Raw genomic sequence first — 24,824 nt, 5'->3', positions numbered from 1 at the left:
ATAATCAATGCTCAATTGACCATAAAAAAAGAGTCCTTAAAATTAAGGACCCCTTAAAATAGATTTAAATTATTTCAACACAGTACTAATGCTTCTTTTTCAAAATAAGGCATTCTCCCGAGAATAGCATGATCTTAATACAAACTCTCCAGCTCATCAATAAGTGATCCTACGTAGGCTGCAGCGCTACGAATTGGATCAGGCTTCGACATGTCCACACCTGCCAGTTTCATCAGTTCGAGCGGGCTCATAGATCCTCCGGCTTTTAACACCTCGAGCCAGCGATCCACGGCAGGCTGTCCTTCCTCTTTTATGAGCTGTGCTACAGCCGTTGAAGCGGTTAGACCAGCTGCATAAGTATAAGGGTACAAACTCATATAGTAATGCGGTTGACGCATCCAGGTTAACTTGGCATCCTCATCGATAACCACATCCTCTCCCCAGAACGAAGACAGGATATCTCCCTTCAACTCACACAATTTCACGGCAGTAATCGGTACATTTTTCATAGCAAGATCGTAGACCCGGCGCTGAAGCTCTCCTTCAAGCAAATGGGTTACAAAGTTGTGGAAATAGGTGCCGAGCAACTGGGAAATAACCCAGCGGCGCATTCTCGGATCGTTAGAACGTGCCAGCAAATGATCCACCAGCAGGAGTTCGTTCATCGTTGAAGGAGCTTCAATGAAATACAGCGAAGGTCTAGAGTTCGTCAAACGCTGATATTTGCTCGCCAGCATTAGATGACCGGCATGTCCCACTTCATGGGCCAGCGTAAAGGCACCTCTCATGCTATCAGCCCAGCTAATCAAAATATAGGAATGGACTCCAGGAATCGACATGCAGAACGCACCCGTTCTCTTCCCTGCGTTATCCGCGTAATCCACCCAACGATTATTAAAGGCATCCGATACGATCTCCCCGTATTCCGGACCAAGGATGGTTAAGGCTTCCTTGATTAGATCTCCTGCTTCCTGAAAAGAAATGCCAGGACTGAAATCAGGATCAAGCGGAGCTTTCAGATCTGCAAACGTCATCTCGTCTAAATGGAGCACCCGTTTCTTGAGTGCGGCATATTTTCGCATATGAGGCGCAAGCTCTTCCTGCAGAATATCCAAAATGTTGTTATACATTTCCGTTGAGACTTGCTGCGGCGTCAAGAGCATATCCGTAACGGAGTCATATCCGCGCAGACGCGATTCAATCACTTGTCGCTTCACTTCGGTACCGTAGGCTTCAGCAAACGTATTGCGGTATTTGTACAGTGTTTCGCTAAAGGCTTTAAACGAATTACGGCGCAGCTCAGTGTCCGAAGATTCAACGTACTTGTTCTCATAAAGTGCAAACGAAACCGGCACTTCTTCCCCTCGGCCGTTCTCTGTAGACGGGAATGTCATATCTGCCAGCTTGCTGCGCTCATAGATGCGGTAAGGCGCCCCTAATACTTCACCAAAAGAAGCAAGAACCTTTTCCGTCTCTGCTGTCAATCTGTGCGGCTTGGTTTGCAAAAGCAATCCGAGACTGCGTTCGAACACCTGAAGTTCGGGCTGTTCTTTTATGTACTGGTTAATCGTTCCGTCTGGAAGCGCGATAATCTCGGATTTGATAAAGGTAAGAGCTGAACTGACTAGTGAAGAAAGATCGCGCGCTTTCGCAGCGTTCATCTGATTCTCAGGACTGATGCTGTCTCCAGATTGATGCAGATAAGCATAGGCTCCTACACGGTTGATTCTGCCTTGCAGCTCTTCCTGTGCATTAAGACAGGCTAGCAGTGTATCTGCTCCTTCTCTGAGTCTTCCTTCATATTTCGTAACAGAGGAGATGTCCTTCTGAACAGCGTTTAATTCTTCTTCCCATGCCTCTTTTGTTTCAAAGATATCATTCAAATTCCATGTTGATTCCGTATCCACTTCTGCTCGGGTTAAAATTTTCGACATACGCTAAGCACCTCTCCCATGTTATTAATTGACCAATGTATGGCACCAATAAATCCCATTGTATCATAGATTAGTAAGCCTTTACCTGCATATTTCGGCATAAAGAGGTCATTTTAACCATGACCTCTCAATGTTAATTATTTTGTTGAAAATCCCAACTTCCAATTTCCTTTTATCTCCAAGCGTGCATCTCCCTTACTATGTTCAAAAAATGAATTAATGACTATGGTAAATGTGTCGTCAAAGCCTAAGAATTCTTTATCAATGACAAGGCTTGCTTTAAACTCCCTTTTTGTGGGATTTTTGTTTTCTACTTCTGTTAGTAATTTGTGGCTGTCTTCAATGTCAAAGCTGAATTCCTTTGATGCTTGAGGTTCGACTTGAATTTGCTCCGCAGTAACTTCGACTCCAGAATGACTTATAACTTTAAATTCACCGAATGTTAAGGCTTCAGCCATAATAAAAGGAGTTTTATCTGCTTGTTCAAAAGTAACGGTGATTGGTAAAACAAAATGATTGTTTTTCATGTTCAAGTCGGAAACCGTAACACTTATTTCATCAGTCGCTTGATAGTACTCCGTACCTATAACTGCACCTTTCCAATTCGTAATGTCCTTGAAAAAACCTTGAAGTGAACTTGCGAAACCAGGATTAACTGCCGCCGTTAAACTAATTGATAAAACAGCTACCGCAGCTACACCTCCTAGAACTTTTATAGCTTTATTTATTATTCCTCTTCCCTTCATTTCAGAACTTGCTGCTTTAATCCCTAGTTCACTTCTTTCATGTAATTCTTTTGGGATTTCAATTTTTTCTAGTTCTTGTTTTATTCGATTACTCATACATACCCGCCTCCTTCACTTGTTTACGTAGTTTATCTAATGCACGATATAATACGGATTTTGCTGTTCCTAAGGGAATTTCTAATATCTCTGAAATTTCCCTGAAGGTATGATCATAATAAAACCTTAGAAGAACAATACTTTTTTCATCTTCATTTAACGTATCTACTAATCCTTGAAGTGATAACGAGAGTGGAACATCTTCATCATCCGAACCTACAAATTCTTCATATCCTGGCTTTAAATGAATTACCTTCTTGCGTTTTCGAAGAAGATCGATCGAACAACTAATAGCAATTTTCGTTAACCATGTTTTGAAATACTCTGGATTCTTCAATGTATTGATCTTTTTAAACGACAGGTAAGCTGTTTCTTGAACCACATCCAACGCATCGTCTTTGTTTTTGACATACACATAAGCGATACGATATAAATCTTCCTCATATTGTTGGAATAGTTTTAAGAATGCTTTATCGTTTCCCCTTTGTGCCTTTCTGACTGTCCGAATGATAACATTCACCTTCTAACTCTGTTTAATTTCTGACTTACACCCATTAGACGGAGAACTATTTAGTTTGGCTTAAATTTCCGAAAAAATTTCTTGCAATATTTTCGCAAAAAAACTGAGCATAAAATTTGCCCAGTCGTCACATTTTTTCAAATAACTTGCCTTAGTCAATCATTATCTTTCTATAAATGCTTATTTGATGTTCTTCCACACAATTATCCGATTAATGATTTTAGAAAACCAATCTCACTTAAGAATGTTTTCTACGTAAAAATCCGAAGATTAATGTCAAACAAGCTTAACACTAGGTTAAATCCAAAAATAAAATACGGCAGCGCCGAAGAGTCTCAAACCCGATCTCATATTCTTGTTTACAATAACCGATTCCATGCCAAGAATGGCTGAAGGCACTTCCAGATTCTCGAAAACGGCACGCCCGTCGATCCGATACATTTTTTGTTAACCGAAACAAAAAAAGAGTAGCCATGGAGCCACTCTTTGTAACAAGGACAGCTCCTGATGGGCTGTCTTTTTCATATCTCATTAAAAAACGTGATGGTCCACTATCGTTGTCCTAACAATCCGAATCGATGCTCCAAAAATTGTTCTGAATGCTGCCGCAGTAGCATTATCCCGAATCTGTAGAATTTGTTGTAGCTATAAAGACTATCATCCCGATGATACAAGCTGCACCCAACCACTGAAACCCTTCAAAAGGTTCCTTTAACCAAACTACCGTTGTCAGAACGGCTGCCAGTGGCTCAAGACTGCCCAAGAGGCTTGTTTCTTTCGGCGAGAGACTTTGCAAGCTTTCGATATAAAACCAAAATGCGATCATGGTGCCAAATACCACAACGAATGCTAAATATAGATAGCCTTCAGCTGTAAGCACATTAATATCAATTTTCCACGGCGGATGGATAAAGCTTAAGGCAACACCGCCAATGACCATTGCCCAACCTACTACGACAAGCGAATCAAATTTCTCTAGCAGTGGAACGGCATATAACGTGTAGAATGCTAAAGCCGCACCTGACAAAACACCCCATACGATGGCAGCGACTGGAACAGATAAATGAGAAAAAGAGCCATTGGTTAGCAGGAGAAAGCAACCGACCAATGCAAGCGAAACAATCAATACATCTTGACGCTTTAGCATAGCTTGTTTGCGTAGAATCAAATAGAAAATAATCATAACAGGTGCCAAATATTGCAATAGCGTTGCAACAGCCGAATTGCCTTGTTGAATGGAAGCCATGTACGTGTATTGTACGGCAAGCATACCCAATAACCCGAAGATAACCAGCTGTGCGGCTGTCTTTTTATGTCTCCAAACACGCAGGATTTGGGAGCGGTCCTTTGCAAAATATTGAACTGTTAACAGTAAGATACCGGCAATGAGCAGACGGGTCGTAACGAGCCAACTCACACTTACGCCATATTGTTGAAAGAGTTTTTGTGATACGGTACCGCCAACGCCCCAACAGATGGCTCCCGTCATCACCAGCAGTAGTCCGGTTTTTCTATTAGGTTGGTTGTTTATCATGGATGGTCCCCTCAATATAATGATATTGTTATAATAAAGAGGAACATGTTGTTTTCATACCATAATCATATATAAAAATATAAATATATTGAGGTGATGGCTTGCAAATCAAAAATATCATGATTGATCAAAGTCTAAAGGAACTAACTCAACATCGTACAGTCGAGTTACCCGTTGCCTGTTATGAAACAACTATAAATCACAACATACATGGCTACATCCCTCTCCATTGGCATGATGAATTGCAGTTTGTATACATCGTGCGAGGCGAAGCACTTTTTCAAATCAATGATGAAGAAATGGTCATCCGGCAAGGTGAAGGGTTATTTATTAATAGTGGTTGTTTGCACATGGCAGAAGATTGGAACGATACCCGTTGCACGTATATCTGTTTGAACGTTTCTCCGCAATTTGTTTTACCCAAGGAGCTTCACGCTTCTTATGTATATCCCTATATTCAAGCAACGAATGTTCCTTACTATTTTTTAAATCCTAACGAAAGCTTTGGAAAGGAAATTTTAGATGCGATCGTGAAAATAAATCAATGTATTCAGAAAAAACCTCCACGGTATGAGATCGATATATCGGTTATGCTGACTTTTATATGGCGTAGCATTGTATCGAACACCCCTCAAATAGAAAACGATCAGACGGAAAACATGAGTTATCAAAGAATCAAACGAATGTTGAACTGGATACATCAACATTATACAGAGAAGATCAGGCTCGAAGATATTGCTAGAGTTGGCCAATTAAGTCGTTCTGAAACATGCCGATATTTCAAACGAATGATAAAAACGTCACCGTTAAGTTATGTTATCGAATACAGAATCCAACAAAGCTTAGACCTACTCCGGCGTCCGGAATCAAATGTAACCGAGGTTGCCTATCAAGTCGGATTCAATAGTACAAGTTATTTTATTGATAAATTTAGTAAATCGATGAACATGACACCTCTTGCTTATAAAAAGAATCAGTTGGAACAATGGACGAACTCGGAAGGCGTATAAATGCCACTAAACGAAAGTAGGCGACATCTCCTGGATGCCGCCTATCTTGTGTGCACTTCCTCTAATATTCGTATTGTCTGATTGGAGAGGGTTTTTGCTGTCTCTTTATAGCCAGCTCATTTGATGTGGAATCGTCCGTTGACAAACATAGATTATGATTGTAATCTATTGAAAAGAAATAGACTACACTTGTAATCAAAGGAGATGATATGTGTGGACGAGCAACCACGAATCTCAGATGCGGAGTGGGAGATTATGAAGGTAATCTGGACAAAATCACCTGCTACTGCATCAGATGTCATTCTTGCGCTACGAGACCACAAGACGTGGAAAGACAAGACGGTCAAAACCTTACTCAACCGACTTTTACAAAAGGGAATTCTCACGTTTGAACAGATCAACCGAGTCTATTATTACTCTCCTGCACGAAGTGAAGAGGAATGCAAACGTACAGAACGCCAATCCTTTTTGCAACGCGTGTATGGTGGCGCACTAAAGCCGATGCTGGTTCACTATTTACAAGAAGAACAGCTCTCCTCCCAAGAGATTGATGAGTTGAAGAAAATCCTTTCCGAAAAGGAGAAATAACCTGGTGGATTGGAATTCAGTAACGTTTTATCTCAATCAAGCATTTTCGTGGACACTGCATAACTCCATACAGGCCTGCTTTCTCGTCTTCCTGATCTTGCTCTGCAAGCAGCTTGGCAAAGAACGTCTGCCCGTCAGATGGCACTACGCCGTATGGTTCCTTCTCATATGGAAACTGGTAGTTCCGTGGTCGTCCGATAGCTCTCTTAGTTTGTTCAACTGGCTACCCACGCCGTCTTTGGGTAGCATCCAGGAAGCTCACCTGCTAACGGCATCTGGTTCTTTTCAGCCTACTGAAGAGGCCTATCCGCATAATTCCATCCCCCACCGAGATACATACCTTTCTACTGAAGCGGGCTTTTCATGGTTCAGCGTCCTTTCGCTCATCTGGATCGTCGGGGTCATTATTCTTGCTGTCACTACGATTTACACCACATACAGATTTCTTTCTCGGGTAAAAGACGATTCGACTGTTCAGGATCAAACTATTTTGCGATCTCTTTCCCAGTGCAAGCAGCAGATGGGCGTCACCACACCCATACCTTTGCGGATGAGTCACCGAATGACGAGCCCTGCTTTAATGGGGATATGGCGACCGCAAATCTGGCTTCCTGCAAGCATTTTGGAAAACCTCGACGAGCAAGAGCTACGGCACATTTTATTGCATGAGCTAGCGCATTGGAAAAGACGAGATATTGGCGTGAACAGTATCATAAGTATGCTCCTGATTGTAAACTGGTTTAACCCGCTGTTATGGTACGCCGCTTCCCGCATGCGCCAGGATCAGGAAATGGCTTGTGATGCTTTGGTCCTTACTTATTTGAAGGAAACGGAAGTACCGCTCTACGGCCACACCATGATCAAAATGCTCGAACTATACGCAGAGCCAAAAAAGATAAGCATCACAGCCGGATTTTCCAGCTCCAAAAAACATGTAAAAAGGAGAATCATAATGATTAGTAGGTTCAAAAAACGGGCTTACACGTGGACGGCATCCGGTATCATTGTCGTCTTGGCTTTAGGTGTTTTCACTCTTACCGATGCACAAAAAGTACTAGGTAAAGAACTCACCTTCGTCACACCAGTGGCAGGTGACATCCGTAGCACGCCTGATCAAAAGGGAATCAACATCATTAACAATTTGAATACGCCTGCAAAAGCAGCCGCAGCTGGCAAAGTGCTCAAGGCGGAATACAATACCACATTGGGCAACCACGTCATTATCGTGCATGAAGACGGATATCAAACCGTTTATTCTCACTTGGAAAAGCTGGAGGTTACCGCTGGAGCTACTGTTACCCAAGGTCAGCTCATCGGTCTGTTAGGTAGTACTGGGCGAAGCACGGGACCGCACCTGAATTTCCAGATTCTCAAAAACGGCACGCCGATCGATCCGATGCAGTTTTTGGTAACCGAAACAACAAAAGAGTAGCCATAGAGCCACTCTTGGTAACAAGGACAGCTCCTGATGGGCTGTCTTTTTCATACCTCATTAAAAAACCGTGACGGTCCTCTATCGTTGTTCTCCTAGATTATACTTCAGAAACTTGTTGTGCCTTGATCTTCCATCCCCCTAGTCTCTGCTGCTCTTGCCACAATCTGTGGTATATACCGCCCATGGACAAAAGTTCCTCATGTCTGCCTGCTTCCACAATCCTTCCCTGATCTACAACTAGAATCCGGTCTGCCGCCTGGATTGTTTTTAAGCGATGAGCGATGACTAGCACCGTTTTACTATAAGCCAGCTTGCTGATCGCTCTTTGTAAATGCACTTCATTTTCCGGATCAAGGGAAGCGGTGGCTTCGTCGAGAATGACGATAGGAGCATCCTTGAGAATAGCCCGAGCTATTGAAATACGCTGCTTCTCTCCGCCGGATAGCGCTGCCCCACCCTCCCCGGCAACGGTGTCGTATCCTTGGGGTAAATTTATGATAAAATCGTGACAATGCGCTGCTTTGGCTGCTTCAATTACCTCTTCAGTCGTAGCATCCGGTCTGCCCTTTCGGATATTGGCTGCGATCGTTTCATTAAATAGATAGGGCTGCTGCTGAACCGTGCTTACCATGGCCAGAAGTTCATCGCTTAACATAGCTCTTACATCGATGCCTCCAATCTTCACAGCACCTCCCGTTACGTCCCAAAAACGCGAAACCAAACCGGCAATCGTCGACTTTCCCGCACCAGAAGGTCCGACCAAAGCGACCAAATTGCTTTCGGGAACCTGAAATTGAATCCCGTTCAAAATCTCCTTGTCTCCATAAGAAAAATGCACGTCCTCTAACTCGATATCGAACGAGGAAGGACGCTGTGGATGCTCCGGTTCAGGTAGTGCGGATTCAGCAAACAATTCGCGAATACGCTCTCCAGCAGAAGCCATATATCGCATTTGTGTCAGCGCTGTTCCCGCCGACCGTAAAGGCTGATAAAACTTCATGCTTACCACAAGGAAAATCAGGAATACGGACGTATCCAGGACACCGCCTGCCAATAAGAAACTACCAATAAATAGTAGAAACACAAATCCAAGCTCCAAAATAATGGAGAACAGCATGACAACTGGAGAGGTTATCACTTCGACCCGGATGCTATCGTCTCTAAGCCGTGCCATCGCGTTGTCTAAACGCGAAAACCGCTGTCCTGTCTGATTATGAGCTTTGATCAACCGGATCGTCTGAACATATTCCAGCAGCCGAGAGTTCACGGCAGCTGCCGCTTCCTGCCGCTTCTTGCTCCTCTTGCTCATCAGACTCTGTGACCAGAACAAGAGAGGAAGCGCCAGCGGTACGGATACGAGCACGGCAAGAGCCAGCCGCCAATCAATGAACAGCAAAAATAGCGCACTGACGACTGGCAGGATAATCGAACCAATGACTTGATTAAAGAGATGAGTCAATATCATTTCTACTTCATCCACATTAGCCAGTAAGGTATGGCTGATATCGCCTTGGTCCCGCCGGGAAAAATAGCCCATGGGCAGCTTCCTCAGATGCTCACCTAGACGCAGACGGACATCTTTCATAATGGAAGCTCCGCTGCTTTGAGCCTCAATCTGTCCACGACTGGCAAATAGCGCCTGGAGGGCAAACATCCCGACCAACCATGCCGACCACCAAAGAATTTGTTTTAGCGTTACCTCACCTTGAAACAAGGATGCCAGAATAAAATATAAAAGACCGGCGGGAGCTGCGTTAGCAATAATTTCAAGCACGGTATACCAGGTAGCCCGAGATAATAATTTGCCAGACTCTCCTGTAATTAAACGGATGGTTTTAAACATGGGATTCCTCCTTTCCTTCCAGCGACCAATCTCCGGCTTCCCGGTGGGCCTTCCACATGCTGGCGTACAGAGGGCAGTGCTCAAGCAGCTCCGTGTGGGTTCCCGTTCCAATGACATGCCCGTCGTCAAAGACGACAATACAATCCGCATCTGCAATCGTGGAAAGCCTATGTGCAATAACTACAACCGTCTTACCCTGTAGTAGACTGCTTAACGCAACCTGTATTTTCGACTCATTTTCTGCATCGGCAAAAGCAAAAGCTTCATCGAGAATCAGGACTGGAGAGTTCTTCAGAATAGCACGGGCAATCGCAAGTCGCTGGCGTTCCCCTCCGCTTAAAGGAATTCCACCATCGCCTATCTGCGTATCGTAGCCGTCAGGCAGCGCGATGATAAATTCATGAGCCTGAGCTGCTTGTGCCGCTTGAATCAGCTCGGAATCGTCAGCAGCATTTTTACCCATCCGCAAATTAGCGGAAACGGTATCACTAATCACTGGCACGTCCTGAAATACAAACGACACCATATCCATCAATTGCTCCGGTGCGATGGAACGAAGATCGATACCTCCGAGCGTTATTTCTCCATTAGCAGGATCGAAGAAACGGGCGATTAACTGGGCGGCGGTCGATTTACCCGCTCCGGATGGACCAACAAAGGCAGTTACCTTGCCATGCCCCGCGTTTAGATCGACCCCTTTCAATACCTCCCGCTTGCCGTAGGAGTAATGGACCTTTTTGAAATCAATATCAAACCGCTGTGGCTGATGTGCCGTGGAGTGTTCAGGTACTGACTGTTCTTCTTCCGCAAGCACAGCTTCAATGCGACGAACACTTTCCAGATTGTTCTGCATCATGTGGCTAAGCGTTGAAATTTGCCGTAGTGGTGCCGTTAGCCCAACACCTAGCAGCAGGAAGAGCAGCAAGACAGAGAAATTAATCGCATGATGACTATATAACCAGAGTCCTGCAGGCATGATAAATAGCAGCCCCGATTCCAGCAGCAATAGAAACAAGACATATAATGGTGTCTTTCTGCGGGCTATTTGCGTCCATAAGTCTGCATAATTCTCCACGGAGTCATGATAACGGGCAAACGATTGTACCGTTTGGTTAAACGCTTTGATGACCGGCATCGCATGGACAAATTCTACGATCGCTCCGTTCATGTTTTCTGAAAGATCATGCATCCGTTTCATATCGTCGCTTCGTCTACCGCGTGCTGTCATCAGTCCCTGAACAGCAAACGCTGCAGGGATCGGAAGTAGCGCAGCAATCGCCAACCGCCAATCAACAGTGAATAAGTATGCCGCCGTTAGCAGCGGTGCTACGACTGAAGCGGTCAGATCAGGCAGATGATGTGCAATAAAAGATTCGATACGCTCAACATCATCTGCGATAATCTTCTTCAGTCCCCCGGAATGCTGTGCACTGAAAAAACCAAGTGGCAGCTTTCCCAACTTGTCGATCAGACGGACACGCAAATCATACAACACATGAAACGCCGCAGCGTGTGCTAGCATCGTTGATATACCCATCAACACAAACCTAAGTAAAATAGCAATCAGTGCAATCAGTATAAGCTTCTGAACCGCAGCAAAATCGACAGGCTGTTCAAGAACTACTTCTGCTAATTGATACACAATTACAAATGGAATCAAAGTACATAAAGCGCTAACTGCGGAGCTGAGACAGGACAATATCAGTTTTCCGCGCTGTTTGCCAGCCAGACGGAGCAAGAATTGAAGTGAAGTTGACATGACATAGCCCCCTTTCTTGATGTGTACGACATCTCCTGTCTATTTCTTCAGAGCCTTCATGATTTCTTCAATACCATCAATTTTAGCAAGAGCCATCGGTCCCGGAAGCGAAGGGTCTTCCAGTTCGTAAATGTGATTATTCTTCACCGCATTGAGGCCATTCCACACCTTGCTGTTTTTCATAGCCTCCTTGACACCACCCTGAATCGGAGTTTGCCAGTTGTTAATGATGAACAGATGATCCGGGTTGAGCGCGGCCAAACTTTCCAGTGTTAAAGGTCCATCTGATATCATACCTTCTACGGGCTTTAGTCCCAGCCCCTTATAGAAGGGATCGAATCTGCCATCCTTCCACGTAATAAACTGCTCCTTGCCGCCGTACATTGCAAACATTACGGATTCCTCGCTGCGGGACGCCAATTGCTGTTTGTATTCGGCGGATTTGCGATCAAAATCTGCCAGCACACTTTTGGCCTTATCCTCTTTACCGATCACTTCAGCGATTTGCTGCAGTGTATCCCTCCAATCCCCTGCTTGAGGGAATATAACGGTTGGAGCAATTTGGCTTAATTTCTCATACTGATCCTTCATGTCATCTGCGGCAATAATCAAATCTGGTTGTGCGGACAGCAATCTCTCCAAGTCAACTTCCATACCGAGATCCATGATGTCTTTCCCTTCTACACGCTTGCTGAGACTTGGAAAATTCCGTCTGATCGTATCAACACCTTGTGCGGCAATCGGATATTCATCCAAAACGGCTAGGTAATCGACAAAGGCAATATATGGCGTGGCTATTTTGATTGGCTTTGCTTCAATCACCGTCTCACCTTTTAAATGTGCAATTGTTCTTGGAAATGTAGAAGAGGTGCTATTCATCTTACTTTCAGCATGGCTGTGCTTCTCTTTCTCCCCTACCGAAGACTCCGAATTTGTTCCTCCGCAACCTGCCACCAATCCAATCAGGGCAACAAGGATGAGGAGCGAAACTATTTTTATTCCTCGCATTTCTATTCCACTTCTCCTTTTATTTGCATTTTGTCGCTATAAGTCCCTTTAGAGCTCTTATACATTGTGACACGTTGCAAATGAGATTCATTATCAATGAAATAATGATACTATGTGTTCTCTCAGCCCTTCTACCAGTAGGCGGAGTACTTTACTGGTTAGCGGGATTATCCGACACAAAAAAACTGCTCCGAAGAGCAGTTTAAAGTAAACTTCTATTTATTCCCTATTCCTTTTGTTCGTCTATTGTTCTGAAGTTAGCAGAGCGGAAGTAGCAAACTGCTTGACGAGCTTACCGGGATTGATCCCGTATTTCTCCCGGAACACCTCTGAGAAGTAGCTTGAATTGGAATAACCTACAGCGCATGAGGTCTCGTTAACGTTCATATTGCCTTGTTGTAATAGGAGTAAAGCCTTCTCCAGCCTTTTATCTCGTAAATAACCAAATACGGTTGTTCCGTACATTTCTTTAAATCCGGTCTTTAATTTAAAATCATTCATACCGATCAAGCGGGAGAGCTCAATCAGCGTTGGTGGATCTATCATACGTTCTATTATAATGTCCCGAGCTTCCCTAATTTTTTGCATATCACTTTTGGACAACTTCGTCATCCCAGAAGAACCGTCTGTCAGGAAAGATTGAAAGGCCATGGATAATAGCTCCAATACGCTGCATTCGATTTCTAAATTTCTCGTGCTGCGATTTTGAAGAGATCCCAACATTCGCTGAAGAATAATAAGAGCAGCCGGATGCAGCGTTTCCTGGAAAACACGAAACGGCGATTGTCCAAGTATCCGAGTAAAATCAGTGGACCTCCCACCACCGCCCTCTTCCATGAAATGATGAAAGGTTGAAACGGGAATACCTATGCCTAGCATGAGATAAGGTTCATTACCGATAAATTCAAAATTAGCTCCGACTTCATTCATTAATTGAAGGGTACAACTTCCCGGAACAAACTCATACTGCGCACCTTCAACCGTAATCTCTCTTCTTCCATGCAAACAGTAGTTAAGCTCAACCATTGCTGTTTTCGTGACAAGAGGCAAGCTACAATCCTGACGAAATGTAAAATCGGATACAACCACATCGATATCAAAGCGTGGGACGAAACGGCGAACGAACCCCTCTCCTCTTTGCGAATGTAGCGCCATGTGTTCTGTGCGATCCTTATTCTGCCGCGGCAGTTCGAGTCCATCGAAAAAAAGATTGAAATTGTGATGAAAATCTATTCCAGTCATTACTCCTATACTCCGATCAAGTTTTTATAATAATGATAATAATGATAATAATAATCATTATCGTTATTATATTCGAGCCATTGAATGAACTGCAACGTACATTTCATTAGGAATAACCCTAGAGGTTGCGCGAATGACCGGATTGCAATAAGCATGATTCAAAAATCCCGGGATGATCGTGTATGAGACATTCATGCTTCGTATCGCTTTTTTTTTCATCCAACTCGATTGTCGGGGGATTGCTTAGCATATCATTCATTGCCCTTATCGTTTATACAATGAACTCCACCATGCAAATTGTATTTCATTGATCTGGCAGATAAACATTATCCGTCAGCCAAAGATCTGGCTTCATCCTTAACTCCTGTGTCCGTAAATGTCGGAATTGCGATTGGATCAGCTCTGGGTGGATTTGTAACAACGAACATGGAACTCATCGATGTTTCCTGGTTTGGAGGGATTATTGCGATCGCTGCCTCATTGCTGACCTTTATCAGCTATAATTTAGACAGAAAAGCAATTCTCTATAAAAGTATGAAGTCGTCCATATAACTGTCAGGGATATAGAGCATACAATAAAGCCGCTCTATCGCGGGTCGGCGCGATGAGCGGCTGATATAAATGTTTAATACAACGATTTTTCTTTTACGGACGAGCCCCATATCTACGCGGTTCCTATATGCGAGCATCTTTATTTTTAACTGTTGTCCCATGGTCCCAACACGCCAACTCTGGTCATGAGTAGCATCGCTGCTTCGATCAAATATTACTGTCATTTATTGATCAACGTTCATTCTCTGTTCAATTTTCTTTCCTTGCTGCAGCAAGCCCTTGTAATCATAAGTCTCTTTCAGTTCTTCAATCTCAGCTTCAACAGCTGTATCCTGTACCTTGAAATAATCATTTAGTATCTCATATTGAGTCATCCCTGGTTTGTCCGGCTCATCCTCGATTGCTTCTTTCCACGGAATGTTCGCCTTATCCATCATGAGTCCAAGTGCCGCTCCCGTTTCGTACCTCATACTTCTTTTTAAAAATGCAGGCTCCATCTGATCGCTGGCAATGAAATCAAACACTTGCATGAATGTCACATGATAAGGCTCCTGTTTAGCCGCTAAAACCGTCAATTTTCTGCCCATCAGCTCATTGTAGCGATACTCAATATATCGTGCGGTACCCTCAATCGCCTCCGTCTTGATCTCTCCGATCAACTGTGGCCATTTTTGATATCGATAGTTTCGTACGACGGTCCAATCATGTAAATTTTGTTTAATCGATTGAGGATTTGTTGCCGTCATTGCTTGATCCAGCAGTTTGAATTCCATCCCCATCAACGCATAATGTTCTTGCTTCTCCGGATAGTTTTCAATCCATTCCGCATCATTAGCGTCATAGGTCCAATGCTTTTGTTTGAAAATGTGAAATGCCTCATGTAACAAAAATGAAGAGAAATCAAAATACAGTTCGGGATCGCTTAACATCTTCGGATAATATCTGTAATACATCGTTTCCGTGTCCTTGATATTCAACGTTCCAAAGTTAATAGGCAGCCATGTAGTAAGCGTCGCTGGTGAAAAACGACTGATTCGGTACACCTTTGGTAAACCTAGCGACTCTGGCATTTTGATTTCCTTAGCAAAAACGCTATTCCCCATTGGCACATTTACAGCAAAAGCTTCTTTCCGAAATATGCCACGATCCTTATTCGTCCTTACGAGCAAGAGCGGCTTGGTTTCAAATGAATATTGATCACTCCACAGCTGATCACTTGATTGTTCAAACTGTTTATAGACATTGGAGAGCTCTGTTAACATCTGTTGATCAGTTTCAGCCAATGATTCGAATGTGGTACGGGACGTTTTATTGAATAAAATCGATACAAACAATATCACAAGAATAGCTGTCGGAATGGATAATAATATGATTTTTCTTCGTTTCTTCATGTTTACCTCGCTGTCAGGTTTTGTAATGTCAATAGTTTGATGCCAAAATTATATTTTTGCAATTTGCACCCGTCTGATATTATAGTTTTTTATTACCATATGCAATGGGATTTATAGGTTTTAGTTCACCTTCTCCAAGGTTTTAACCCTGATTGGAACTTATGTCGAACAAAAAAACCACGATTTACGTGGTTTTTCTGTTCTTGTCGTGCCATCGGAGGACAAGAACATATATCCTTAAAAGATTTACCAAGTTCTCTTCTACTCTACCATGTCGAATGAGGGTGGTCCCTAATTAATTCAATAGTTTTAAAATCAATCGGTATGTCTAAACTTTTAAGTGCCATCATCACAGCACCGGATACTGCTGATAACTCGGGATTATTAAAACGATATCGTTTATTTTTACCGGATTGCAAGCTTTCAATAAATTTAGATTTCATATAAGGACTATTGATGACACTTCCTATACCCGTTACGGATAGGAGGCCGGATTGGAAGAATGATCCAAGAATCTCCACTCCAACCATGATTTGATCGATGGCTTTATCACATACGATCTGAGCCAATCGGCTCCCCTCCTGAGCGGCATTCGTGATGATTGAGGCCATCTCTCCAAATTTTTTATCTCGTTCCCTTCGATCCTCTATAAATCCTCGAGCCGCTAGGGTACGAAGTTGATCTAAGTTTTCAACATTCCAATAGGATTGAATATTACGAACCATCGTCTCATCTGATCGTTGAATATTCCCAGCCAGTATTTCGAAAATTGTATCATATGAAAGAAATCTTGCAGCACTCTCGGCATAATGATGGAAGTCATTATTTTTAAGTTGAATCCCTTGTTCAGTAACTGCAAAAATGATCGATCCCGTACCTGACACAACCACGATACCAGGCTTCCCCAAGAAAGCTCCCGCATGCGCAACGACGGAATCGTTCACATACCATTTCGGACAATGTAACCCTTCTACATCAGTTAAACGTTTAACCCACTTTAAGTCTTGCTCGGACTCGTAACCTGCTATCCCCGCATATATTCCTTTGACTTGATCGATGCTGCAACCGGCTACGGAAAGCGCCATTTGAATGGTTTTTTGAACATTTTCGTGGGCGTTGCTGTCTTTATGGATCGACGATGCCCCGCCTTTTGCATAGGACAATATATGTCCAGACAAATCGCTGACCATGACTCGCGTTTGCGATCCGCCCCCATCAATTCCAATAACTACTTCATGAACCATTTCAAAGGTCCTCCTGTCTATCAAATCATGTAAACCTGTCTGATGCTGACTTTACGTTGTGGACGGAGCACATTCATGAGCTTGCACAAACGATCAACTTCTGTAAGCATTATTATATTTTCTTCATTTCAACTAAAAATCCCTTCTTAACTAAGCTATCCTATCCGATAAATTAATAGCAACGATCCTTAAGCATATGTATTCTCATCTTGCATCATCACGCCTACTTCGACATGACTTTGTGTTAGGTTCTTAATCAAGAAATATAGTTCAAATGATATAGTTAAAGGAGCGATCACAACGATCGCTCCTTATCGTTTCTCACATGCGAGTATTGAGTGCAGACGGCTTTATCAATTCTGACTTTACTAATCTTGCCGGATGACTTAACTCTCTGTTCTTATGAACAATTAATCCATGCATGGAATAGCTTTCTGGACATAAAGGAAGTACTTTAAAAGTGCCTGCGTCGAGTTCATGTTGCACCGCAACTTCCGGAACCAAAGCAAAACCAATCCCGCATGCAACGGATTGTTTAATCATTTCCAGACTCGGGAGTTCAATTGCATCCTTCACCTGAATTCCCGCCTCCTTCAGTGCCTTACTGGCATGTGTATGGTATAAACATATGCTTCCGAAACTGATCAATATTTCCTTGTTTAATCGGGAAACTCCTTCAGTCTCTACGTCCATCATCAAGGTATTGGATGCGATAAATATCAATTTCTCTTCAACCAAAGGATAGAATACAATATCATTCCGCTTTGGATCACGGGGCAAGATTCCAAAATCAATTGCATGTTCAAGCACTTGATCCAATATATCCTGATGAAATCCTGAAGAAATCCGCAATTTCACTTCTGGATATTCCTTCCCAAAATGCTGCATAAACGAAGAAAACCGTGTCAAAAAAAAGGATTCCTGCATACGAAGGTACACCGTGCCTCTCGGCTGTTCCATCTCATTCATAGCATCCTCGATCGTAGCTCCTAATTGAACAAATTGATAGGCATATTTCAAGAGTTTTTCACCAGCCGCTGTTGGTTTTACACCACGAGACAATCGGTGGAACAATTTCTGTTTACACACTTGCTCTAACAATTGAATATGGGTTGTCACCGTGGACTGAACATACCCCAGTTTATCCGCTGCACGGCTAAAGCTTTTTTCTTCCATCACGACAATAAAGGTTTTAATAAATCTCCCTTCCAGCAATTCAATCACTATAATCCTCCTCCTGATATCGAAAAATGAAATGTATTGTATTGAATTATATCATGACTGCAATATCTAATTTCATGATATCATAATTTCCGAAACAACATAAGAAATAGATTTTAAAATTCGATAGGAAAGTGAGAGGAGTATTTATGAGTAAAAAGCAAGGTTTCAGAGTTGGTGTCTATGTTTTCAAGGATGCTGAAGTCGTTGACTATGCGGCACCTTACGGTGTGTTCTCTGTCGCGCGGAGGTTGGACCCAGAGCTTGACGTATTTCTTGTCGCAGATTCATTAAGACCCGTCCAAACCCAAGCGGGCCTTACAGTGCACCCCAATTATAGTTTCAACGAATTGCCTGATATGGATGCATTTTTGATTCCCGGCGGTTTCGGAACTCGCCAGGAAACCTATAACAAACGACTGCATCAATATATTTGGTCTCTGCCCGAGACAACGTTACTGACCAGCGTTTGCACCGGTTCTTGGATATATGGACAAATGGGACTTTTGGATGGACTGCCTGCGACAAGCCGGAAGGAACCGGATCGTCTGGAAGCGTCCGAAATGGGCAAAGTGCCGATTGATCGCCTTGCCGAGATCGCGCCGGCTTGCACAATCAGCAGAGCGCGCATTGTCGATACCGGTAGAATCATTACTGGAGCCGGCATCGCTTCAGGCATGGAAATGGGATTCCATTTGTTGAGACGTGCCGGATATGACGAAGGCTTCATCTCGGATGTAGCTAGAGTGATGGAGTATTCCGAAGCGTACAATGTGTACAAAGATGATATTGAGTATTACAAGAAAGCCGTTAAATAAACCGTCCGGCTCTGTTAAATACCCACAGCGTAGGCAAGACAATATTGTTACGCGTCGACCGTTCTCCAGTATTTTACTGCGTGGGCGGTCGTTTCTCTTTTTGTGAAATCGGTCTTAGCAATTTCCAATGAATAAAGGATGCTCTCATGTATATAAAAAAGCCGCTCTATCGCGGATCGGCGCGATGAGCGGCTGATATATATGTTTAATACAAGCGATATTCCTTTTATGGACGAGCCTTGAAAATACCAAACGGACGACCGATAGGAAGAAACACTTTTCCAAAGTGAGTATTCAACACTGCTGCACCCGCGCCATAGAACGAGAATAGAGCGATACCCATCTCAGCATAGGCAGCCATTGAGTGGAACACCTCAGAGGCGATTCCGAATGCATCAAAAGTCAGGCCCACAAAAAGCAGGTCGATTAGTACGAAAATAAAGAACAATACTTTATTTGTCTCCATGGCCCCAATCGTCATGAGTACGGAAAAGATGAGATAACCAGCAAATGCAAATCCGAGCTGCTTGCCGTCAGCATTTGCGGCTAGAACTTCGCCGAATACGCCGAGCTTTACCAGCCAACTGCATGCAGTCGCGAACCAGAAGAAAGCATATGCACCAAAAGCAGTCGTGCCAAATGTATTGTTGTGTTTAGAATCAAGGATGGAAGCATAGAGCTGAGCAAAAGCACCGAGAAAGATGGCCCATGGGATAACGAGGCCGAGGCCTTCAGTCAAACCGAGCTTTTGTGAGGACGCTACGAACGTAACGATAGCCAGTCCAAACAAGCCGATTGCGCTTGGGTCGGCTGTTACGATTTTGATGTTAGTATTCTGTTGATTGTTCATGGTAGTAAAAAAGCCTCCAATAATTTCAGGGGTAATCCTGTATAATATGTCATTCTGCCGATACCAGAATAGTACTGACTTATTCTAACGGAAAATATACATTTCGCATAGGGGAGAATCCTAAAACGGAAAAATCCGCTTTTTTATTCTGTAAATCATACTTGAACATTCATTAAATTCCCAGTTACTCTATACTCTGATATGTTAAGGGATACATTGATGTTCAATTGAAAATCAATTGTTTGGTCATGGAATGTTATTGTATAAGTGACCTTGTAGGGAGTTTCGATGTAAAAAAGAGTAAGTTGTAAAGTATTGTTATCTTGCCATGAAGCATAAGTGATAACTTCTTGAAGATGCATGGATAAATCTTTATTGAATACATCCTTAGTATGCATCGCTTTCGTAAAATCAAATGGTAAAGTATTATCTCTATCATCTCCATAAAAAACTTGAAGTTCCAAATGTTTATCCTTCAAATGGAAGGTTATTTTTTTAAGTCCATGGGGATTGCCATTCATCATATAACAACTATTATTTACAATCGGTATGTTAACGGGAACAGGCCGAATTGTAGGAACAGAGTGGTTAAAATTAGATAATAGATTTTTCAGTTCGATATTGTCTTCAGGATAATAGAAAACATTCTTGTCTAATTGGTCGAAAATATGTTCATAAATTAAATCTAAAAGTGTCTGTAATGGCTTCATATTCTTGAAGCTAGAAGTTACCGCAATGACTATATTTTCTTTTGGAGCTACAAAACATAATTGACCAAAAGCACCATCGCCCCTGTAACAGCCGCGCCGACATAAATGAAATTGATATCCGTAACCTTGGGCTGAATCTATTCTCTCTGCTCCTGCACGATTATCACTTTGTTCTGATGTAGCCAACTTAATGAATTGCTCTGAAACAATTCTTTTCCCTTCGTAAACCCCTTTGTTTAAGAGCATAAGACCAAATTTAGCTATACCTTCGGTTGAAATACTCAATCCCATTCCACCTGCTGTAATGCCCAATGGGCAGGTTTCCCACGATGGTCTTGGTATCCCCAATGGTTCAAATAATCTAGGCATTAAAAAATCAACCATGTTTTGACCTGTTACTTGTTCAATAATTGCAGACAGCATGTATGTAGAATGAGTGCTATAACGATAGTGGCTTCCCGGTTCATGTTCAACATCTAAAGATAAAAATGTCTTTACCCAGTCTTGTTCCTTAGCTACTGTAGCATAGATATTATCATGGTGCCCTGCGTTCATAGATAACAGATGATGTACGGTCATTTTCGCTAAGTTTGGAGTAATATATCTCGGTAGTTTTTCAGGAAAAAAAGATATGACGTTATCATCTAAGTCTAAATATCCGTTATCCCATGCGATACCTACAGCTATAGAAGTAAAGCTTTTGCTCAGAGAATATAATAGCTGTGGACTATCCATACGATATGGTGAGCGACAAAATTGAGCGGTAGCTTTGCCATCTTGTAACAAAATAAAAGTGTTTACTTCTAATTTCAGTTGTTCTATTTTTGTGAAAAACTCTAATAAAGCCTTCGAAGATAGTCTATGATTCTCAGGAATATCAGTTGATATCTCCATAATATACTCCCCTACTTCGTCATTCTTCTTCAGGAGATAACTATTTCTATTATATGCATACACTTACCTTCTTTATTTATCGTCATACATAAAAAGCACGCAGCAGGTTAGCCTGTGCGCGCCTGGGCCAATCACTATTTTTCCTCCAACTCATCCGGTATATCGTATTTATTGATATGTGAGGTTATCGCTGCAACTGCTTCGCTGGCATCCGTCGTAGCAGGTACTTGTCGCACTACATCATCCGTATCGTCATTAAAATTTAAACGGTCGGCCTCGATCTCTTTTTGCTTATTTTTTTCCATCTTCTCAACACCTCCTCACCTCTTATATAAGCTCCTGATCTTGTTCAGTTAACGCGTACAAAGGGACTTCCCGCTCCTCTTCCGGATTATTTAACGCATAGATGCGTGCCGTCTCACTTTGCTCGTTTACATGTTGAATATAGATCGCTGTCCCATCACACAACACATATGCCATTTCGGGGGAGGACGCTATTTCTTGTGCTCTTTGAACATTCATACAGAAAGACCTCCCTTACTGAGTAGAGTTCGTCTTTACTATGCACAAGGTAAATATCTGTTATGCATACTTCATTCCAACGCAAAAAAAGAGACTCAAGTAGCTGGTTGGTTCATTTTTACAACGGCGTTCTCAGCAGCTTCCATTATGACTTCCCCCAGCGTAGGGTGAGGATGAATGGTTAAGGCCAAATCCTCCACGCTCGCGCTCATCTCGATAGCCAGAGCCATCTCCGAGATAAGGGTCGAAGCCTCCACCCCTACGATTTGCGCGCCGATTACGGCTCCCGAGGTTCGATCCACAATGATTTTGACGAATCCATCCGTAGCTTGTAAAGCTAAAGCCCTTCCATTAATTGAAAATGGTGACTTCCCGATGACAGTTGGAATAGCATTTGCTTTTGCGTCCACTTCAGTCAGGCCTACACTTGCCAGCTCTGGCTCCGAAAAAACGACAAGCGGAATCGCCTTGTAGTCAACCATCGAGGTTTGGCCAGCAATCACTTCAGCTGCAACCTTGGCTTCATATGACGCTTTATGGGCAAGCGCCGGACCTGCCGTTATATCTCCAATGGCGAATATATGCGGGATTGCCGTTCTGCATTGTTCGTCGGTATCGATCAATCCCCGATCTGTTGTGCGCAGACCGATACGCTCCAGTCCTAGATTTCCGTCAGTATTGGGTTTTCTACCGACGGTGACCAGTGCATAATCTGCCGTAAGAACATGCAGTTCCTGATCTATCGAATAATGAAGCGTGACCATATCGGAAGTTTGTTCCGCTTGTACGGCAGTCGCTTCCGTTATGATCGTTATGCCGTCAGCTTTTAACTGCCGGAGAACTGGAGCCGTCAGTTCTGGCTCAAAGCCTGGCAACACTTGGCGCCCTCCTTCCAGAATCGTCACTTTTGTTCCGAATTTCGCATACATCTGTCCCAACTCCACGCCAATATATCCGCCTCCGATAATGATCAGGCTGGTCGGAATACGCGAAAGCGAGAGAGCTTCTGTGGAGGAAAGAATTCTTCCACCAAACGGCAAGGCTTTCAGCTCGATCGGACGGGAGCCCGTTGCCAATATGGCGTGCTGAAAAGATATCGTGGATTCCTCGTCCATTTGTTTAATAACAGCCGTATGCTTATCAACCAGGCTTGCTTCTCCCTCGATGATCGTAACTCCAGCATTTTTCAACAGAAACCCAACTCCACCAGACTGTTTGTTAACGACTCCTTCCTTGAATGCCTGTGCATTCATGAATGAAGTCGCGACCTCCGTCTTATTCGATTGACGGAGAACTCGATAGCGATGAGATTCGGCAATCAACGCTTTCGATGGGATGCAGCCTACATGGGTGCAGACTCCGCCAATCTTGCCTCGTTCAACAATGGCCGTTTTCAGGCCAAGCTGAGCGGATCGCAGCGCTGCCATGTAGCCGCCAGGACCTGATCCGATAACCAATGTGTCTACAGTTTCAAACTGACTCATACTCAGAGACCTCCTGTATAAAAACGGATTTTAAAATATGATGATCATAATATATTATAGTCATCATATTTTAAATCGGTCAATGGCCCTCTTCATGTCCTCATCATAACAGCAGCAGAATTGACAGCTTTTATTATGATGACTATAATATTTTAAATGAACTATTGGAGTGAGAGGAGCGATTGCAATGCCTTATCCAGAAGGCCATAAGGAGAAGGTTCGAGGTAAAATCATTGAAAGTGCTGCCCGTGCTTTTCGCACAAATGGAATTCGCGACATCAGCGTTCCTTTCATAATGAAAGGTGCTGGACTGACACACGGGGGATTTTATGCGCACTTTGATAATAAAGAACAACTGGTTGCTGAGACCTGCCGTTATGCAATCGGCGATACGATTGCGTTCCTCCAGAAAGCTGCCGAACAGGAGAAACAAAGACCTCCAATCCATGTGGTCATTGATTACTACCTCAGCCAGCAGCATCGGGACAGTACGAATTTTGGTTGCATCCTTCCTGCCCTTTCCAGCGGAATTTCACGATCTTCTGAAGAGGTTCGGCAAGTCTACACCGACGAGTTGAAACGGATGATCGATTTTATTGCAGATGTCGCGAATATCGACTACGCTACAGGGTCTAGCTTGCTAAGTTCGATGGTTGGAGCACTTATGCTTTCTCGATCTGTCAACGATCCTGATATGAGCGACAACCTACTCGCCGCAGGTAAGCAACAAGCGAAAGCGTTAATTTTCACTCAAGAGTCCGTCATCCAATGATGAAACAGACCAAAGTCTTTTATACTTAAAGTATAAATACCGATTAAAACAAAAGAATCGTACATGTTATCCCGAAATACAGACAAAGCGGACTATAGATCCATGTATCATTTCTCGCGAATACTGTGTGATTTATTTTTTTGAAAAACCCTATATGTCTAAAGTCACCAATCGCCCGAAGAAAGAAAACAGAAGCGCAGACGATACACCCAATTCTTGTTATGGTATTTGCTATAAAGTAGTGTGTATAACCGCCCTGAATCAGAAGTATGAAGCATACAATTAGAATAAGAATAGCCACAAATAGTGTACCTACCTTCCCAGGAACAAAAGCAGGTTTATACTCCCCCGCTCTCGAAGGTATGGCCGCCCGGATACCCCAGCGCCCCCCATACGCCCAATAAATATGTAAGATGCTGATTAGAGCCAAAACACTTACAGTTGATAATGTCATAACAAATTTCATTAAATCGCCTCCCAAATCACCTTATTTAAACTTGCTCAAAAAATCCTAACAAGGTTTCCAAGAACATTAAACACACCAACAATTTCGTTTGCGGCCTAGGGAGTACACGAACTAAAAAAAGTGAAAATATAAAAGTCAGTACATTATTTACTTGGCAAATATAATTCAACAAACTGGGTCCCATC

General features: G+C 43.0%; 23 protein-coding genes. 6 read left to right on the top strand and 17 right to left on the bottom strand.

Annotated elements, in window-relative coordinates:
* Positions 1-134 precede the first annotated feature (134 nt).
* The 4 genes from pepF to B9N86_RS12975 all read right to left on the bottom strand — a co-directional run bounded on the left by pepF (position 135) and on the right by B9N86_RS12975 (position 4,830).
* Complete coding sequence (gene pepF, locus B9N86_RS12990; RefSeq protein ID WP_208919649.1) at positions 135-1,934, bottom strand: oligoendopeptidase F; 1,800 nt, start codon at positions 1,932-1,934, stop codon at positions 135-137.
* A 137-nt stretch (positions 1,935-2,071) separates the two neighbouring features.
* Positions 2,072-2,776, bottom strand: a complete 705-nt coding sequence (locus B9N86_RS12985) for a hypothetical protein (protein ID WP_208919648.1) — start codon at positions 2,774-2,776, stop codon at positions 2,072-2,074.
* Positions 2,769-3,296, bottom strand: coding sequence for a sigma-70 family RNA polymerase sigma factor (locus B9N86_RS12980; RefSeq protein WP_208919647.1), 528 nt, complete (start codon positions 3,294-3,296; stop codon positions 2,769-2,771). The genes B9N86_RS12985 and B9N86_RS12980 overlap by 8 nt, the downstream gene beginning before the upstream one ends.
* A gap of 616 nt (positions 3,297-3,912) precedes the next feature.
* Positions 3,913-4,830 (bottom strand): EamA family transporter, encoded by a 918-nt coding sequence (locus B9N86_RS12975; protein ID WP_208919646.1) that lies wholly within the window; start codon positions 4,828-4,830, stop codon positions 3,913-3,915.
* Positions 4,831-4,931: 101 nt separating this feature from the next.
* On the opposite strand from B9N86_RS12975, the gene B9N86_RS12970 reads away from it, so the two are divergent.
* The 3 genes from B9N86_RS12970 (at position 4,932) to B9N86_RS12960 (ending at position 7,860) form a co-directional block, all read left to right on the top strand.
* Positions 4,932-5,840 (top strand): AraC family transcriptional regulator, encoded by a 909-nt coding sequence (locus B9N86_RS12970; protein ID WP_208919645.1) that lies wholly within the window; start codon positions 4,932-4,934, stop codon positions 5,838-5,840.
* A 213-nt stretch (positions 5,841-6,053) separates the two neighbouring features.
* A complete protein-coding gene (locus tag B9N86_RS12965) occupies positions 6,054-6,428 on the top strand; it encodes a BlaI/MecI/CopY family transcriptional regulator (RefSeq protein WP_208919644.1) in 375 nt (124 codons plus the stop codon).
* 4 nt (positions 6,429-6,432) lie between these two features.
* Positions 6,433-7,860, top strand: coding sequence for a M23/M56 family metallopeptidase (locus B9N86_RS12960; protein ID WP_208919643.1), 1,428 nt, complete (start codon positions 6,433-6,435; stop codon positions 7,858-7,860).
* 100 nt (positions 7,861-7,960) lie between these two features.
* Here B9N86_RS12960 and B9N86_RS12955 read toward each other — a convergent pair whose 3' ends face one another.
* From B9N86_RS12955 to B9N86_RS12940, 4 genes are all read right to left on the bottom strand, one after another.
* Positions 7,961-9,706, bottom strand: coding sequence for an ABC transporter ATP-binding protein (locus tag B9N86_RS12955; protein ID WP_208919642.1), 1,746 nt, complete (start codon positions 9,704-9,706; stop codon positions 7,961-7,963).
* Positions 9,699-11,465 carry an ABC transporter ATP-binding protein gene (locus B9N86_RS12950; protein WP_208919641.1) on the bottom strand — a complete coding sequence of 589 codons (1,767 nt, stop codon included), beginning with the start codon at positions 11,463-11,465 and terminating at the stop codon, positions 9,699-9,701. Before B9N86_RS12950 ends, B9N86_RS12955 begins: the two co-directional genes overlap by 8 nt.
* A 39-nt stretch (positions 11,466-11,504) precedes the next feature.
* Entirely contained in the window at positions 11,505-12,473 is a 969-nt protein-coding gene (locus B9N86_RS12945; protein WP_208919640.1) for an ABC transporter substrate-binding protein, read from the bottom strand.
* A gap of 243 nt (positions 12,474-12,716) precedes the next feature.
* Entirely contained in the window at positions 12,717-13,715 is a 999-nt protein-coding gene (locus B9N86_RS12940) for a helix-turn-helix transcriptional regulator (RefSeq protein ID WP_208919639.1), read from the bottom strand.
* A 366-nt stretch (positions 13,716-14,081) separates the two neighbouring features.
* Here B9N86_RS12940 and B9N86_RS30270 point away from each other — a divergent pair, with 366 nt between their 5' ends.
* The gene (locus B9N86_RS30270) at positions 14,082-14,267 is read left to right on the top strand and encodes a hypothetical protein (protein ID WP_244563070.1); all 186 of its coding nucleotides are present in this window, start codon (positions 14,082-14,084) and stop codon (positions 14,265-14,267) included.
* Between the two features lie 224 nt (positions 14,268-14,491).
* Here B9N86_RS30270 and B9N86_RS12930 read toward each other — a convergent pair whose 3' ends face one another.
* The 3 genes from B9N86_RS12930 to B9N86_RS12920 form a co-directional block, all read right to left on the bottom strand.
* On the bottom strand, positions 14,492-15,658 hold the full coding sequence (locus B9N86_RS12930) for a hypothetical protein (protein ID WP_208919638.1): 1,167 nt from the start codon (positions 15,656-15,658) through the stop codon (positions 14,492-14,494).
* A 266-nt stretch (positions 15,659-15,924) separates the two neighbouring features.
* Positions 15,925-16,902, bottom strand: a complete 978-nt coding sequence (locus tag B9N86_RS12925; protein WP_208919637.1) for a BadF/BadG/BcrA/BcrD ATPase family protein — start codon at positions 16,900-16,902, stop codon at positions 15,925-15,927.
* Between the two features lie 321 nt (positions 16,903-17,223).
* Positions 17,224-18,126, bottom strand: coding sequence for a LysR family transcriptional regulator (locus B9N86_RS12920; RefSeq protein WP_208919636.1), 903 nt, complete (start codon positions 18,124-18,126; stop codon positions 17,224-17,226).
* Positions 18,127-18,272: 146 nt separating this feature from the next.
* On the opposite strand from B9N86_RS12920, the gene B9N86_RS12915 reads away from it, so the two are divergent.
* Complete coding sequence (locus B9N86_RS12915; RefSeq protein WP_208919635.1) at positions 18,273-18,941, top strand: DJ-1/PfpI family protein; 669 nt, start codon at positions 18,273-18,275, stop codon at positions 18,939-18,941.
* Between the two features lie 226 nt (positions 18,942-19,167).
* On the opposite strand, the gene B9N86_RS12910 is transcribed toward B9N86_RS12915, so the two are convergent.
* The 5 genes from B9N86_RS12910 to lpdA all read right to left on the bottom strand — a co-directional run bounded on the left by B9N86_RS12910 (position 19,168) and on the right by lpdA (position 23,401).
* A complete protein-coding gene (locus B9N86_RS12910; RefSeq protein ID WP_208919634.1) occupies positions 19,168-19,791 on the bottom strand; it encodes an acetate uptake transporter in 624 nt (207 codons plus the stop codon).
* A gap of 155 nt (positions 19,792-19,946) precedes the next feature.
* Positions 19,947-21,395 (bottom strand): serine hydrolase domain-containing protein, encoded by a 1,449-nt coding sequence (locus B9N86_RS12905; protein WP_208919631.1) that lies wholly within the window; start codon positions 21,393-21,395, stop codon positions 19,947-19,949.
* A gap of 134 nt (positions 21,396-21,529) precedes the next feature.
* A complete protein-coding gene (locus B9N86_RS12900; RefSeq protein WP_208919630.1) occupies positions 21,530-21,700 on the bottom strand; it encodes a hypothetical protein in 171 nt (56 codons plus the stop codon).
* Positions 21,701-21,722: 22 nt separating this feature from the next.
* Positions 21,723-21,917, bottom strand: coding sequence for an H-type small acid-soluble spore protein (locus tag B9N86_RS12895; RefSeq protein WP_208919628.1), 195 nt, complete (start codon positions 21,915-21,917; stop codon positions 21,723-21,725).
* 95 nt (positions 21,918-22,012) lie between these two features.
* Positions 22,013-23,401 carry a dihydrolipoyl dehydrogenase gene (gene lpdA / locus B9N86_RS12890; RefSeq protein WP_208919626.1) on the bottom strand — a complete coding sequence of 463 codons (1,389 nt, stop codon included), beginning with the start codon at positions 23,399-23,401 and terminating at the stop codon, positions 22,013-22,015.
* Between the two features lie 187 nt (positions 23,402-23,588).
* Between lpdA and B9N86_RS12885 the strand changes: the two genes are divergently transcribed.
* Positions 23,589-24,173: a TetR/AcrR family transcriptional regulator gene (locus tag B9N86_RS12885; protein WP_208920330.1), complete on the top strand. Its 585-nt coding sequence runs from the start codon at positions 23,589-23,591 to the stop codon at positions 24,171-24,173.
* A 43-nt stretch (positions 24,174-24,216) separates the two neighbouring features.
* Here the strand turns inward: B9N86_RS12885 and B9N86_RS12880 are convergent, their stop codons facing one another.
* Positions 24,217-24,627: a DUF3995 domain-containing protein gene (locus B9N86_RS12880; RefSeq protein ID WP_244563139.1), complete on the bottom strand. Its 411-nt coding sequence runs from the start codon at positions 24,625-24,627 to the stop codon at positions 24,217-24,219.
* Positions 24,628-24,824: the final 197 nt, after the last annotated feature.

It is taken from the genome of Paenibacillus uliginis N3/975, assembly GCF_900177425.1.
GTDB classification, from domain to species: Bacteria; Bacillota; Bacilli; order Paenibacillales; family Paenibacillaceae; genus Paenibacillus_AQ; species Paenibacillus_AQ uliginis.
Note: the sequence above shows the minus strand (reverse complement) of the source record. Positions and strands in the feature narration are given on the sequence as shown.

Bases quoted from the DNA above. Each gene is read 5' to 3' on its own strand.
- pepF (WP_208919649.1), bottom strand. From the start codon at position 1,934: ATGTCGAAAATTTTAACCCGAGCAGAAGTGGATACGGAATCAACATGG.
- B9N86_RS12985 (WP_208919648.1), bottom strand. From the start codon at position 2,776: ATGAGTAATCGAATAAAACAAGAACTAGAAAAAATTGAAATCCCAAAA.
- B9N86_RS12975 (WP_208919646.1), bottom strand. From the start codon at position 4,830: ATGATAAACAACCAACCTAATAGAAAAACCGGACTACTGCTGGTGATG.
- B9N86_RS12955 (WP_208919642.1), bottom strand. From the start codon at position 9,706: ATGTTTAAAACCATCCGTTTAATTACAGGAGAGTCTGGCAAATTATTA.
- B9N86_RS12950 (WP_208919641.1), bottom strand. From the start codon at position 11,465: ATGTCAACTTCACTTCAATTCTTGCTCCGTCTGGCTGGCAAACAGCGC.
- B9N86_RS12945 (WP_208919640.1), bottom strand. From the start codon at position 12,473: ATGCGAGGAATAAAAATAGTTTCGCTCCTCATCCTTGTTGCCCTGATT.
- B9N86_RS12940 (WP_208919639.1), bottom strand. From the start codon at position 13,715: ATGACTGGAATAGATTTTCATCACAATTTCAATCTTTTTTTCGATGGA.
- B9N86_RS12930 (WP_208919638.1), bottom strand. From the start codon at position 15,658: ATGAAGAAACGAAGAAAAATCATATTATTATCCATTCCGACAGCTATT.
- B9N86_RS12925 (WP_208919637.1), bottom strand. From the start codon at position 16,902: ATGGTTCATGAAGTAGTTATTGGAATTGATGGGGGCGGATCGCAAACG.
- B9N86_RS12915 (WP_208919635.1), top strand. From the start codon at position 18,273: ATGAGTAAAAAGCAAGGTTTCAGAGTTGGTGTCTATGTTTTCAAGGAT.
- B9N86_RS12910 (WP_208919634.1), bottom strand. From the start codon at position 19,791: ATGAACAATCAACAGAATACTAACATCAAAATCGTAACAGCCGACCCA.
- B9N86_RS12905 (WP_208919631.1), bottom strand. From the start codon at position 21,395: ATGGAGATATCAACTGATATTCCTGAGAATCATAGACTATCTTCGAAG.
- B9N86_RS12900 (WP_208919630.1), bottom strand. From the start codon at position 21,700: ATGGAAAAAAATAAGCAAAAAGAGATCGAGGCCGACCGTTTAAATTTT.
- B9N86_RS12895 (WP_208919628.1), bottom strand. From the start codon at position 21,917: ATGAATGTTCAAAGAGCACAAGAAATAGCGTCCTCCCCCGAAATGGCA.
- lpdA (WP_208919626.1), bottom strand. From the start codon at position 23,401: ATGAGTCAGTTTGAAACTGTAGACACATTGGTTATCGGATCAGGTCCT.
- B9N86_RS12885 (WP_208920330.1), top strand. From the start codon at position 23,589: ATGCCTTATCCAGAAGGCCATAAGGAGAAGGTTCGAGGTAAAATCATT.
- B9N86_RS12880 (WP_244563139.1), bottom strand. From the start codon at position 24,627: ATGACATTATCAACTGTAAGTGTTTTGGCTCTAATCAGCATCTTACAT.